Raw genomic sequence first — 12,595 nt, 5'->3', positions numbered from 1 at the left:
TCGGACTATGCCCAAGATTAACGGTAACGAAATTCGCCCAGGAAATGTGCTGGAGCATGATGGCGGCCTGTGGGCGGCGGTGAAGGTCGACCACGTGAAGCCCGGCAAGGGCGGTGCCTTTGCCCAGGTCGAACTGAAAAACCTGCGCGATGGGCGCAAACTGAACGAACGGTTTCGGTCCGCTGACAAGGTTGAGCGGGTACGTTTGGATCAGAAGGATCAGCAGTTTCTTTTCGAGGATGGCGACATGCTGACCTTCATGGATAGCGAAACATATGAACAGATCGCCCTCCCTTCCGACATCCTGGGTGAGCGTCGCCCTTTCCTGCAGGACGGCATGGTCGTGCAGATCGAGTATTACGGTGAAGAGGCGCTGAATGTCAGCCTTCCGCAAAAGGTGACCTGCAAGGTGGTTGAGACCGAACCTGTGGTGAAGGGTCAGACTGCTGCCAACAGCTTCAAGCCAGCGGTACTGGATAATGGTGTGCGCGTGATGATCCCACCCTTTGTTGCGCAGGACGAGGACATCGTCGTCAACACGGAAACCTTCGAATATACCGAACGGGCTTAACAGCAGTTCAGAGCGTCGACCGAACCGCACCGCTGATACCTTTGCACAATTTAAGGTTGCGGATGCAAAGACCTGTAAAGATCAGTTGATCCGGCCCATGCATCACGCAATGCGGTTCGCTTTCTTGAGGCGCATAGGGCGCAACGCGGGTCAAACACTACTCGTTACGATGCCGTGGCCGGGTGCATGTTCAGACATACACCCTGCCGCTTGTTACGTTAGAAATCGAAGCGAACACTAATGCGTATGGCGTTTTGGGTAACATCGACGGGCATCTCTACGCCAGGAAAACCAGGTTCAAGATCGCCTTTGGCTTCACCAAAGTCGGTATAGCGATACTCAGCGCGCAGAGCGGCTTGTGGCGCAAACCGCCAATCCAAGCCAACGCCAGCCGTTGGGCCCTCCATCCTTTCGTCGTACCCGTCGTCCAATGGACTGCCTGCGGGACCACCACGAAAATCGAACTCACCGACGGCATATCCCACGGTGCCGTAGAATAGGGCAGGGCGACCGCCGAGTTGGCTCGCATAGCCCAGAACTGCACGGATAGAGCCCTGCCATTCGCCATCTATCTGACCTGCAGAGGTTGAACCGGAGGTTTCTGCAAAGGAACCTGAGAAATCAGAGGTTTCAAGGTCAATCTCGCCACCCCAGACTGTGTTGCCGTTCTGGTATCCAAACCCGAGAAAGCCGCCAAGAAGGGCGCCGTCTGGTTCAGAATTGCCGTCGGGGGCGCCATTGCTGAAGGAATGATCGGCATCCCCTGCGGCATAACCAAGTGTCAAACCACCATATAAGCCGTCCCAATCCTGTGCGGCGGCGAGGCCCGGCATGGTCACAAGGGCAGTGGCTACTAGCGCTGCTTTGGCAGAATACGTCATCATGAAAAATGCTCCTCACTTTGCGGCGCAGCCTTCCATTCACCATGAAACTGGTCAGCGCCATCATTTCACATATTCATATTATAAGATGTGTTAGGGGGTCATTAATGATTAATGTCAATTCGTTCGTTGGCTTTCCTGATGGGTTGCAGTCTGGCGATTGCGGGCGCCAGAGCGCAAACGGGCAATTGCTCGACAATCATCGCCGGTGACCTGATTGGTCTTCATGCCGACGTTCAATACCGATTTGATCTTTGATTAACCTGCCTAGGGGGCAGGATAGTCTGATACGGGAATGGAGCTTTCTGGGTCTTGTCCGGTATCGCGTCAGCGCGTGCGGGTGAGCGTTGCGTTACCCGCCTGCATCGGGCCAGCGGCGCGGTCGAAACGCAGATAGGCAAGCGCCTTGTCTCCCGCTACCGTGTGAAGGGTGCCAGCCGGTTTGCCGTTGAATGTGATCGCATCGCCCGGCTGTGCCGCGCCCTCAATACTGACTTGCGCGAGGCCTTTCTTCAGTTCTGTCTTGTGCTTCATGCGGGCCACGATTTCCTGACCGACGAAACACCCTTTCTTGAAGTCAACACCATTCAGCGCCTCAAACCCCGCCTCCAGCACGTAAGTGTCAGGCGTCAGTTCCGAACCCGTCTCGGGGATCATCAGGTCAACGCGCAGCGCGTCCCAGTCAGTATCGTCGCTGATATCGCTGTCGCCATAGGCTCGCCAGCCAAGGTCGGGATGGCGTGGGTCGGGCAGGGCGCCTTTGGGTGGTGTTCCACGCCCGCGTGAGACGACGATGTCGGTCTCGGCAATGTCCACATCCGCCCGCAACCGGTACATCATCAGCCGCTGGGCAAGCGGTGCGGCATGGCTCTTGGCCACGTCGATCAACAGGCGCTCTGCCTCGCCCAGCACAAAGAAATCAGCAATGAACTTGCCCTGCGGTGTCAGAAGGGCAGTGTAGATGATCCCGTCTTGCGCGCCTTCCACGTCATTTGTGACCAGGCCCTGCAAAAACGACACCCGGTCTGCGCCGCTCAGCGCGATGACTGTCCGATCATGCATTGGGGTCATCCTCGTTTCGCTTGAATTGCATGTTGTAAAGATCGGCATAGATACCGCCCCTTTCAAGAAGCGCATCATGCGTGCCCTGATCGACGACCTGACCCTGGTCCATCACAACAATGGAATCCGCATTGCGCACAGTAGAAAGGCGATGTGCGATGACAAGCGTAGTGCGCCCCTCTGACAGACGTTCCAGCGCCTCTTGCACAATCGCCTCGGATTTCGTGTCAAGCGCGCTGGTTGCCTCGTCCAGAAGCAGGATCGGCGTATTGCGCAAGAGAGCGCGGCCAATTGCAACCCGCTGTCGCTGCCCGCCTGAGAGCTTGGATCCCCGCGGCCCGGCCTGACCGTCCAACCCGTCTTCCAGCTTGCCGATAAAGTCGCTGATATGCGCCGCCTCCAGCACTTTGTTTAGTTCTGCCTCGCTCACATCTGTACGGCCGAGCAAGATGTTGTCGCGCACGGTTTCATCGAAAAGTGCTGAATCCTGTGAAACGACCGAAAAGAGGCTGCGTAGGTCGTGAAGATCGAGCGCATCGACCGGCAGCTCGTTGATTTTCACCTCACCACTTGCGTGTTCAACAAGCCGCGTGAGCACGTTGAATACCGTGGTCTTGCCCGCCCCCGACGCGCCAACGAGCGCTGTGGTCTTGCCTGCCTTCGCCGTAAAACTTGCGCCGCGCAAGACTGGCAGTTCGCCGTAGTTCAGATGCACATCGTTGAAACTGATCTCCGGCGAGCCTTCTGGCCGGGCCTTTGGTTCTGCTGGCGACAGGATGGTTGGCTTCAGATTGAGGATGTATTGCAACCGCTCAACGCTTGCTGCGGCCATTTGCCATTGACCGGACATCGCGCCGAGGCGCCGCAACGGGTCAAAGGCCAGGCCCATCGCGGTAAAGAACTTCATGAACTCACCGCTGGTCTTTTCTCCCGCGATGATCTCGGACCCGCCATAGATCAGAACACCCAGAAAGCCGATGCCGCTCATGATATCGATCAGACCAGGAACGGCCGCTTGCCCGGCAGCGGTTTTCACGTTTACCTCAATCGACTTTTGCAGAAGGCCGTCATAGCGCTTCGCCTGATACTCTTCGAGCGCGTTGAGCTTGATCGGGTTGATACCGTGAAAGACCTCATCAAGGCGGGTTGAGATCTGCCCGGCGATCTGTCTGGCTCGGCGTGACCGCCGCCGGATATAGGACTGTACGAGAAGCGAAGGTAGGATGAGTAGGGGGATGCCGACGACGGCCATGAGCGCCCACCTCCAGTCAACCGATACGGCCACACCCATCAGTGCGACCAGTGCAATAAGGTCTCGTGAGAGCGCTGTTAATATGCTGCCCCAGACCGAGTTGATGACATTCACGTCCCCTTGTACCCGCTCAATCAATTGGCCCGGGGGGTTGGTTTGGTAAAACGCGCTATCGAGCGAGATGAGGTGCCGCAAAAGCTCGCGCCGCATCGACGCCGATGCCAATTGTTTGATATAGGCCATGAGGATTTTTTGACCGGATGATGTGAGTGCGCGGACGATAAAGACCGTCATCACCCCCAAACCAACCCAATAGAGCGCATTGGTATTTCCTGCCGCGAAGACCTCATCAAACATCGGCTGAACTAAATTGGCGAGCAATGCCAGCATTGAGCCTTCTATGGCCATTAGTATCATGGCCGCGACCAGCAGCCATTTGTGTTCGCGCAGATAGTCCTTCCACAGCCACCAAAACAGCGTCACTGCCGATTGCGACTTCTCTTTGCCGGTTTCGGGGATGGGCGGTGCCATGAAGAAAGCCTTTTGCCGTCGCGCGATACTTGCGTCTAATCGCAAATCGGGCGGTAGGGCAAGTTGGCGTGCTTGACGGGCAGAATGCGGGCGTTACTGTCCCGTCAGATTACAGCGAAAGTCCCTCACTTCATGTCCCTTTCCAACGGTCGTGCCTATCTTGCCATTCCCGGCCCATCAGTCATGCCTGATGCGGTGCTTCAAGCCATGCATCGCGCCTCTCCCAACATTTATGAGGGCGAGTTACATGACCTGACCGACGGGTTGATCCCGGACCTGAAAAAGGTCGCGATGACGGATCAGCATGTGGCCATCTACATTGGCAACGGCCATGCGGCTTGGGAAGCCGCCCTTGCAAATGTGCTATCGCGTGGCGACACGGTGCTTGTGCTTGCCACGGGACGCTTTTGCGTCGGATGGGGTGAGATGGCCGCAGGCATGGGTGCCAAGGTCGAGACCATTGATTACGGTCCGGCGGCACCCATCGATCTGGCCCAGGTGCAGGATTGCCTCGCCGCCGACAAGGACCACCGGATCAAGGCCGTGCTCGCGGTCCACGTCGACACCTCAACCAGCGTGAAGAACGATATTGCAGGCCTTCGCGCGGTGATGGATGCCACGGGCCACCCCGCGCTTTTGATGGCCGATTGCATCGCTTCCCTGGGTTGCGACCGGTTTGAGATGGACGCCTGGGGAGTTGATGTCATGGTATCGGGCTGTCAGAAGGGCCTGATGACGCCAGCCGGGATCAGCTTTGTCTGGTACAATGAGAAGGCAGATGCAGCGCGCGGCGATTGCGTGACCACCTATTGGGACTGGCGCCCGCGTACCCGGCCAGAGATGTATTTCCAGTATTTCGACGGCACCGCCCCGACCCATCATCTTTATGGGCTGCGCAAGGCCCTCGATATTATCATGGATGAGGGGTTAGAGGCCGTTTTTGCCCGGCATGCAACCCTTGCCCAAACGATCTGGGCGGCGTTTGACAAATGGTCCTCCAGGGGGCCGATGCAGTTGAACATCGCTGATCCCCCCTGTCGGTCTCATGCCGTGACGGCGGTGGCCATCGGATCACCGCTTGGCGACAAGCTGCGTTACTGGTGCGAGCATACATGCGGGCTGACCCTTGGCATCGGTCTGGGCCGAGAACCTGCAGACGCATTTTTCCGCATCGGCCACATGGGCCATGTGAACGCGCATATGATCATGGGGGTTCTGGGCACGATTGATGCGGGATTGAAGGCGCTAGAAATCCCGCATGGCAACGGCGCGCTGGAAGCAGCGGCGCAGGTGATTGCCAAGGCTGGAACTGCAGATGTCGGCGCAGTCCGGCAGGTGGGTGACGCGTGCTGCGGCTAAACGAAATTTAGCCTTTCATTGACGACGCAGGCAGCGCGGAGAAGCACGCCTCCAACATGACGCCTGAGGCCATTTGTGCCTGAAACAGCCACCAATTCTTCTGTTTCCAATGCCGTCCTCTGGTCGCCGGCTGACAACAACTCGGGTGTCGTTCTAACTCGGCTTCATTTGCCGTTAGCTTCTTTGCAGTAATCCCTATGCGGACTGATCTGATTACGAGGTCCCGCCTTATGGATACTCTTGTTCGCATGTTCGCGCCGATTGGATGGTGGGGGTGGATATCGCGCTGGTTTCTGTTTTGGCTACTCATCAATGGGCTGAATATCGGCGTTGAATTGTCGATGAACGGCGCGCTAGAAAGTCCTTTGCCCGAGCAATTGCTGACAACAACTATTGTGGCCACACCATTTATCATTCTGGCACTTGCCCTCATTGGCCATCTCGACCGGCTTCAGGGTCAATTGGCGCAACTCGCAACCACTGACATGCTGACCGGTCTGCCGAACCGCCGGGCATTTCTTGATCGCGCGGCCGGGGCCGCGCATGATTGCGGCGGTGTGGTTCTGATGCTGGATGTCGATCACTTCAAGCAGGTCAATGATGTTTATGGGCATGCCGTTGGCGACATCTGCCTGCAGGCCGTCGCACGGCGGATCGAGCAATTGGTGCGCCAGCACGACGTTGTCGGGCGTCTTGGCGGTGAGGAGTTTGGCATCTACCTCGTCGATGCACCGGTTGAGATGGCGCGCGAAATCGGTGAGCGTTTGGCACGTGGTGTCCGTGTTGAAGCGGTGGAACTACCACAGGAAGTGACGGTTACAATCTCGGTCGGCGCTGTCCCATCGCAAGCCGCCAGCACTCTGGCCGAACTGCTCGCCCGCGCGGATGAGGCACTCTATGAGGCAAAGGCCGCAGGCCGCGCCAGGCTTGTTCTGTGGGAGGAAGCCGCGGCTGCGTGAGACCCATAGCATTGCAAGGCCCAGGGCCGATTGTGAAACGACAGTCAGCAATGTCCAGCAGTGGCGAAGATCATCCTTACTGGTCCTGTCGCCGTCCCTTAATCTTAATCGTCGCGCAAATGCCCGATCCATTTAAAGGAAAGGTCCAGCCCATAGGCCGCAATCACAACCCACACATAACCCAATGCCGCCGCGATCATCCAAAAAACCATGAAGAGTAGCACGCCCAACGTGGTCAGGAATGCGTCCGTATAATCCTCAACCCTCTGGATCGGCTGGCGGTGTGACATGGGGCCTCCGTGGCTGACACCGCAAACCTAGCTGATAGGGTCTGAAAATCACCCTAATTTTTCGTGTGCGCGGGACAACGCCGATGGCAAGGCCCCCGCAAAGGCCGTCATTTCGCCGGGTTTGCCGCAACTGACCCGAATGCAGCGGTCTTGTGGGGCCACAAAGGGCATGCGGACAAAAATCCCCGCATCGATCAACTCGGCCAGTACAGCCTTGGCAAAGGCCCCGTCGCGCCCGCAATCGATCGTGACAAAGTTTGTGGCCGATGGCAGAGCCGTCAGCCCATTCGCCTCCGCCGCTTGCACGATGGCCTGTTTGGCCACCGCGACCTCTGCCCCCACATGGCTGAGCCAGAAGTCATCCTGTAGGGCCGCAATAGCACCCGCTACGCTGATCCGCGACATGCCGAAATGGTTGCGCACCCGGTGAAAGCCCGCGATCACCTCCGCCGCCGCAATCCCGTAACCGACCCGTGCCCCGGCCATCCCGTAAGCCTTGGAGAAGGTGCGCAAGCGAATGACATTGGGCGCGGAAAGGTCAAATGGCGGTGCCGTGCCTGCAGGCGCAAGCTCGATATAGGCCTCATCAATGATCAGCAGGCAATCGGCAGGCATCGCGGCGATCATCTGGGTCATGACAGCCGCATCGTGCCAACTGCCCATCGGATTGTCGGGGTTGGCGATATAAACCAGTTTCGCCCCCGTCGCGATGGCCTTTTCGACCAGAGCCACCGGGTCTTCATAATCCTCGGCATAAGGGACAGTGTGGATCTGCCCGCCGAAACCCGCGACATGGTAATTGAAAGTCGGATAAGCCCCGGCAGAAGTCACAACCGCGTCGCCCGGCCCGACGTAAAGCCGCACCAGCAGCCCCAACAGCCCGTCGATCCCCTCTGCAATGATGATATTGTCCATCGGCACCTGATGATGGATAGCCAGCGCCTGGCGCAGATCATGGCTCTCCGGATCGCCATACATCCAGACCTCTTCCGCCGCCGCCATCTGCATCGCCTGAATGGCCTTGGGAGAGGGGCCGAACGGGCTTTCATTGGCCCCGACGCGGGCGAGAAATGGCCTGCCTCGCTGCCGCTCCTGACTTTCAGGTCCCACAAAGGGCACAGTGGCAGGCAGCGATTGGGCGAGCGGGGTGAGTTGAGGCTTGGTCATGGGCGGTAGATAAGCCGGGCGGGGAACCGGGTGCAAGCTGGCCCGAAAATGTCGACTGCGTGACCGTAATGCGCAGTCAGGGCAACGGGTGCGTGCTTTCTTCAGTCTTATTTGTCGAAAACGCCGGGTGAAACCCGTCTTTTACCTGTCGTCCGCCCAATTGATCCCGTCGCATGACATCAGCCACTCACCTTGTGGTTCGCCCAGAATATCGACGCTTTCGGTCGCGACATGCCTGAACCCGCAGTACTTGTAGCAGCGAATGGCGCGGGTGTTGAAGGACAGAACCCTCAGATCGACCCGGTTGAGGAGATACGTATCAAATGCTGCGGCGAGCGTGAGGCGGATGGCCCGCCGCCCGATACCCCCGCCCAAATGCCGCGTCGCGAAAAGGCCAATCGCGAGGCTGGCCGACTTTTCATCATCCCGAAAAGTATGCAGCCGGACCTCGCCAACAGGTTTGCCATCCGCAAGAATGACCCGCCCAAAACGGTGGTCTTGCAGCCACGCTAGCCACCCTTCCGAGCGCGCCATGTCGGCCCGCGGTGGATGCGCGGGATCGCCGCCATACATCCGCACGATCTCTGCCTCGGGCGGGCGAAGCGTGACGTCAGCCAATTTCCTGCAACCGCGCGATGGCGGCTTTGATCTGGGTTTCCTCGTTTTCGCGTAGGCTGAGATTTTCGCGGGCCTCAGTGACGACCTCATCCGGGGCGGAGGCGATGAATTTGGGGTTGTTCAACCGTCCCCGCAGACCACCAAGTTCCTTACCCAGCTTTTGCAGTGTCTTTTCCAGCCGTGTGATTTCTTCGCCCACATCAATCAGGTCAGCCAGAGGGATGCCGAAGGTGCCGCCCTCCATGGGGACGGTGACACAGCCTTTGGGGAAGCTCTCCACATGTTCAAGGCTTTCGACGCGGGCGAGCCGTTTGATCATCGCCTCGTTGTTGTCCCACGCGCCCTGACCCTTGGCATCAAGCCCGGTCGCCAAAAGCGGCACCTTCGCCCCGGCAGGCACGTGGCTTTGCGCGCGGGCGGAGCGGGTGTTCTCGATCAGGCCGATGACCCAGTTCATTTCGCGGTCGGCCTCCGGGTCGACCAGCTCGGAGCCATAGGTCGGCCAGTCGGCGTGGACGAGCATCTTGGGCCGCGCCTCGGCCAGCCCCCACAGCTCTTCGGTGATGAAGGGCATGATCGGGTGCAAGAGGATCAGGCATTGGTCAAGGACCCAGCGTAAGGTTGCTTCGGTCTCGGCCTTGGCCGCCGCATCATCGCCCTGCAGGATGGGTTTGGAGAATTCCAGATACCAGTCGCAGACCTTGCCCCAGGTGAAGGCGTAAAGCGCGTCGGCGGCGTCGTTGAAGCGGTAGGCCTCCAAGGCGGCGTCAACGGCTTCGCGAACCTTGCCGACCTCGCCGATGATCCATTTGTTCAGCGTCTGCGTGGCCTCTGGCCGGGCGGTGTTGCCGGGATAGGCGATCTCGTAATGGTCGGCGAAGCTGAACGCGTTCCAGAGCTTCGTGCCGAAATTGCGGTAGCCCTTGATCCGGTCTTCGCTGATCTTCAGCACACCGCCGAGGGCGGCCATCGCAGCGTTGGACATGCGCAGGGCGTCGGCGCCATAGGCGTCAACCATATCGAGCGGGTCGATGACGTTGCCGCGCGTCTTCGACATCTTCTCACCCTTCGCGTCGCGCAGAAGCTGGTGGAGATAGACGGTGTGGAACGGCTCCTTGTGCAGAACCGCCTCGGACATCATCATCATGCGGGCGACCCAGAAGAACAGGATGTCCTGCCCGGTGATCAGGACGTCACCGGGGAAGTATTTCATCGCCGGATCGTCAGCGGGCCAGCCGAGCGTGCCGAAGGGCCAGAGGCCGGAGGAGAACCACGTGTCGAGGACGTCGGGGTCGCGGTGCAGACCTAACTCCTTACCAGGCGTGTAGCCTTCATCATCATATTCTTTGATGGTGTCAAAGAATGCTTCGTCAGCAAGTATCTTGGTTCGATAGTATTGGAGTGCCTGTTCTTTAGCTTCGGCCCAATTGGCGCCGCAGAATGCAATCTCTTGATGATGATCCCAAGCGGCTTTTGATTTCTCGATCGGTTCGGAAGGTTCTTCCCACTTTTCGCCGAGAGCACCTTGCTGAACCACTCTCGGCCCATACCAAACCGGAATCTGGTGCCCCCACCAAAGTTGGCGTGAGATGCACCAGGGTTCGATGTTTTCCAGCCAGTGGTAAAAGACCTTTTCGCCGCTCTCGGGCATTATCTTGACCCGGCCTTCGCGGACGCTTTCGAGCGCGGGGCCGACGATCTTGGCGCTGTCGACGAACCATTGGTCGGTCAGCATCGGCTCAATCACGACCTTGGAGCGGTCGCCGAAGGGCTGCATGATTTTCTTGGCTTCGACGAAGGGAATTGTCTCAGTTGTTTCCTCGCCTTCGACCTCCTTGGTCGCGGTGGTCATCACCGCGTTGCCTTCTGCCGTGATGTCGGCGACGACGCGTTTGCGCGCCTCGAACCGGTCGAGGCCGCGATATTCATCCGGCACCAGGTTCATGGCGGCGATCATGTTTTCGTCGAAATCCTGTTCGCCATTCGCGATGCGCTGGGCCACGGCGGCCTCTTCCGCATAAGGCTTCCCGTCGTCCCGCATCGCCCCTTTAGTGTCCATCAGGTTGTACATCGGGATATTGCCGCGCTTGGCAACTTCGTAGTCGTTGAAGTCATGCGCGCCGGTGATCTTGACCGCGCCGGACCCGAATTCTGGGTCCGGATAGAGATCGGTGATGATCGGGATCAAGCGGCGGTGTTCCTTCGGGCCAACCGGAATCTCGCAAAGTTTGCCGACGATGGGGGCGTAACGCTCATCCTTGGGGTTCACCGCAACGGCGCCGTCGCCCAGCATCGTCTCAGGCCGGGTCGTGGCGATGGAGATGTAGTCGCGGGTTTCGCGGAGCGTGACGTTCCCGTCTTCGTCCTTTTCGACATATTCATAGGTCTCGCCACCCGCGAGCGGGTATTTGAAGTGCCACATATGGCCGTCGACCTCGATATTCTCAACCTCAAGGTCAGAGATCGCGGTTTCGAAATGCGGGTCCCAGTTGACGAGGTATTTGCCGCGATAGATCAGGCCTTTGTTATACATCTCAACAAAGACCTTGAGCACGGCGTCATGGAAATTGCCGGGCTTCTCGGTCGCTGGCGCGCTCTCGGCGCCGGACATGGTGAAGGCGGAGCGCTCCCAATCCATCGAGTCACCTAAGCGGCGGGCCTGTTTTTCGATGACGCCGCCATTGTCGGCCTTCCAGTCCCAGACCTTGGCGAGGAATTCGTCGCGCGGCATCTCGGACCGCTTCCGGTTCTCGCCCTTCGCCGCCATATCCTTTTCGACCATCAGCTGGGTCGCGATGCCTGCATGGTCCAGCCCCGGCTGCCAAAGCGTGTCATAGCCCTGCATCCGCTTCCAGCGTGTCAGGATATCCATCAGCGTGTGGTTGAAGGCGTGGCCCACATGCAGGTGGCCGGTCACATTTGGCGGGGGGAGCTGGATGCAGAAAGTCTCGTCGCGGCTGGCGTTCGCGCCCGCTTTGAACGCGCCGCTCTCTTCCCACATCTTGTAGATGCGCGGCTCCGCCTCGGCGGCGTTGAATGTCTTTTCCATCGGCATGATCGAATGTCCCAATTCGGTTTGGGGTCAGATAGCCGAGGGGCGCAGGAAGGAAAAGGGTTTGTGCGGTGGGCAATAAAAAACGGCCTGTCGCAGGGAATAGAAGCGACAGGCCGCTCACTGGGGGACGAATGAATTTTGGGGAAATTAATTCTTGGAATGAAGGGTTAAGGTCTTGCGAGGTGCCAGTTGCCGCCAACACCGTCGCCGGTTCTATCGCCGGGGCGGCGGTCGTTCACCCACAGATAAAGGGGCTGGCCGTCATAGGCCCATTGCTTGGTCCCATCGATGCGGGTGATTGTGGAGAACTTGTCGCTCTCAACTGCATTTGCGGGCGCCGTGAGTGGTGGCCAATTGCGCGCGCAGCTTGCGTTGCAGGCCGATGCATTCGCGGTGTCAGGGTCAAATGTATAAAGGCTCATCTGGTTGGCATCGACGAGGATGCCATTGACAACGGCAACAGGCGGTGTGGGATTGCTGCTGGCGTAAGCATCACAGGCGGCAAGGCCGAGGACGAGGGAAAGCGCGATAGCTGAAAGTCTCATATTATGTCTCTTTGCAAGTTCAATCTGTGTCGGGCTAGTTGGGTAGGATCTGGAATTCGACGCGCCGGTTCTGGCTGCGCTCTTCTTGTTGCTGCTCGATAGCCGCGCCTTGTTCGGCATCAGCCTGATTGGCCGCAGCGGTGTGTCCAGCGGTCAGGCTCAGAAGCCATGCGGTGATCAAGACGGTGCGTAACATGTGCGGTCTCCTTGTCTGTTGGGCGTCTGCAGGTGGCGCAGCTGCCAGTCACAAGGTCTACGCAGGCAGTCGATGGTTTATTCCAGACATCTCGAAAAAAAGATCCAAT

The 12,595-nt window shown here is 58.6% G+C and carries 12 protein-coding genes; 3 read left to right on the top strand and 9 right to left on the bottom strand.

The annotated features are described in order from the left end of the window. Positions 1–7 precede the first annotated feature (7 nt). Entirely contained in the window at positions 8–571 is a 564-nt protein-coding gene (efp, locus tag SLH47_RS15975; protein WP_320240665.1) for an elongation factor P, read from the top strand. Positions 572–789: 218 nt separating this feature from the next. Here the strand turns inward: efp and SLH47_RS15970 are convergent, their stop codons facing one another. The 3 genes from SLH47_RS15970 to SLH47_RS15960 all read right to left on the bottom strand — a co-directional run bounded on the left by SLH47_RS15970 (position 790) and on the right by SLH47_RS15960 (position 4,297). Continuing rightward, entirely contained in the window at positions 790–1,455 is a 666-nt protein-coding gene (locus tag SLH47_RS15970) for an outer membrane protein (protein ID WP_320240664.1), read from the bottom strand. A gap of 324 nt (positions 1,456–1,779) precedes the next feature. Continuing rightward, complete coding sequence (locus SLH47_RS15965) at positions 1,780–2,514, bottom strand: folate-binding protein (protein WP_320240663.1); 735 nt, start codon at positions 2,512–2,514, stop codon at positions 1,780–1,782. Next, the gene (locus SLH47_RS15960; protein WP_320240661.1) at positions 2,507–4,297 is read right to left on the bottom strand and encodes an ABC transporter ATP-binding protein; all 1,791 of its coding nucleotides are present in this window, start codon (positions 4,295–4,297) and stop codon (positions 2,507–2,509) included. Before SLH47_RS15960 ends, SLH47_RS15965 begins: the two co-directional genes overlap by 8 nt. Before the next feature lie 132 nt (positions 4,298–4,429). On the opposite strand from SLH47_RS15960, the gene SLH47_RS15955 reads away from it, so the two are divergent. Together SLH47_RS15955 and SLH47_RS15950 are read left to right on the top strand one after the other, a co-directional pair. Beyond that, positions 4,430–5,656 (top strand): pyridoxal-phosphate-dependent aminotransferase family protein, encoded by a 1,227-nt coding sequence (locus SLH47_RS15955; protein ID WP_320240659.1) that lies wholly within the window; start codon positions 4,430–4,432, stop codon positions 5,654–5,656. 230 nt (positions 5,657–5,886) lie between these two features. Then, on the top strand, positions 5,887–6,615 hold the full coding sequence (locus tag SLH47_RS15950; protein ID WP_320240658.1) for a GGDEF domain-containing protein: 729 nt from the start codon (positions 5,887–5,889) through the stop codon (positions 6,613–6,615). Positions 6,616–6,719: 104 nt separating this feature from the next. Here the strand turns inward: SLH47_RS15950 and SLH47_RS15945 are convergent, their stop codons facing one another. The 6 genes from SLH47_RS15945 to SLH47_RS15920 form a co-directional block, all read right to left on the bottom strand. Next, positions 6,720–6,905, bottom strand: a complete 186-nt coding sequence (locus SLH47_RS15945) for a hypothetical protein (RefSeq protein ID WP_320240656.1) — start codon at positions 6,903–6,905, stop codon at positions 6,720–6,722. A gap of 48 nt (positions 6,906–6,953) precedes the next feature. Further along, positions 6,954–8,072, bottom strand: a complete 1,119-nt coding sequence (locus SLH47_RS15940) for a pyridoxal phosphate-dependent aminotransferase (RefSeq protein ID WP_320240654.1) — start codon at positions 8,070–8,072, stop codon at positions 6,954–6,956. Between the two features lie 141 nt (positions 8,073–8,213). Further along, positions 8,214–8,690, bottom strand: coding sequence for a GNAT family protein (locus tag SLH47_RS15935; protein WP_320240652.1), 477 nt, complete (start codon positions 8,688–8,690; stop codon positions 8,214–8,216). Beyond that, positions 8,683–11,745 carry a valine--tRNA ligase gene (locus SLH47_RS15930; RefSeq protein ID WP_320240650.1) on the bottom strand — a complete coding sequence of 1,021 codons (3,063 nt, stop codon included), beginning with the start codon at positions 11,743–11,745 and terminating at the stop codon, positions 8,683–8,685. Before SLH47_RS15930 ends, SLH47_RS15935 begins: the two co-directional genes overlap by 8 nt. Before the next feature lie 167 nt (positions 11,746–11,912). Next, entirely contained in the window at positions 11,913–12,290 is a 378-nt protein-coding gene (locus tag SLH47_RS15925; protein WP_320240648.1) for a hypothetical protein, read from the bottom strand. A 34-nt stretch (positions 12,291–12,324) separates the two neighbouring features. Continuing rightward, entirely contained in the window at positions 12,325–12,486 is a 162-nt protein-coding gene (locus tag SLH47_RS15920; RefSeq protein WP_320240646.1) for a hypothetical protein, read from the bottom strand. Positions 12,487–12,595 lie beyond the last annotated feature (109 nt).

The sequence above is a fragment of the Cognatiyoonia sp. IB215182 genome, assembly GCF_033963905.1.
Classification (GTDB): Bacteria; Pseudomonadota; Alphaproteobacteria; order Rhodobacterales; family Rhodobacteraceae; genus Yoonia.
Note: the sequence above shows the minus strand (reverse complement) of the source record. Positions and strands in the feature narration are given on the sequence as shown.

What these genes read in the sequence shown, in the direction of transcription:
- SLH47_RS15925 (WP_320240648.1), bottom strand. Translation starts at nt 12,290, where the DNA reads ATGAGACTTTCAGCTATCGCGCTTTCCCTCGTCCTCGGCCTTGCCGCC.
- SLH47_RS15960 (WP_320240661.1), bottom strand. Translation starts at nt 4,297, where the DNA reads ATGGCACCGCCCATCCCCGAAACCGGCAAAGAGAAGTCGCAATCGGCA.
- SLH47_RS15965 (WP_320240663.1), bottom strand. Translation starts at nt 2,514, where the DNA reads ATGCATGATCGGACAGTCATCGCGCTGAGCGGCGCAGACCGGGTGTCG.
- efp (WP_320240665.1), top strand. Translation starts at nt 8, where the DNA reads ATGCCCAAGATTAACGGTAACGAAATTCGCCCAGGAAATGTGCTGGAG.
- SLH47_RS15950 (WP_320240658.1), top strand. Translation starts at nt 5,887, where the DNA reads ATGGATACTCTTGTTCGCATGTTCGCGCCGATTGGATGGTGGGGGTGG.
- SLH47_RS15945 (WP_320240656.1), bottom strand. Translation starts at nt 6,905, where the DNA reads ATGTCACACCGCCAGCCGATCCAGAGGGTTGAGGATTATACGGACGCA.
- SLH47_RS15940 (WP_320240654.1), bottom strand. Translation starts at nt 8,072, where the DNA reads ATGACCAAGCCTCAACTCACCCCGCTCGCCCAATCGCTGCCTGCCACT.
- SLH47_RS15930 (WP_320240650.1), bottom strand. Translation starts at nt 11,745, where the DNA reads ATGCCGATGGAAAAGACATTCAACGCCGCCGAGGCGGAGCCGCGCATC.
- SLH47_RS15970 (WP_320240664.1), bottom strand. Translation starts at nt 1,455, where the DNA reads ATGATGACGTATTCTGCCAAAGCAGCGCTAGTAGCCACTGCCCTTGTG.
- SLH47_RS15920 (WP_320240646.1), bottom strand. Translation starts at nt 12,486, where the DNA reads ATGTTACGCACCGTCTTGATCACCGCATGGCTTCTGAGCCTGACCGCT.
- SLH47_RS15955 (WP_320240659.1), top strand. Translation starts at nt 4,430, where the DNA reads ATGTCCCTTTCCAACGGTCGTGCCTATCTTGCCATTCCCGGCCCATCA.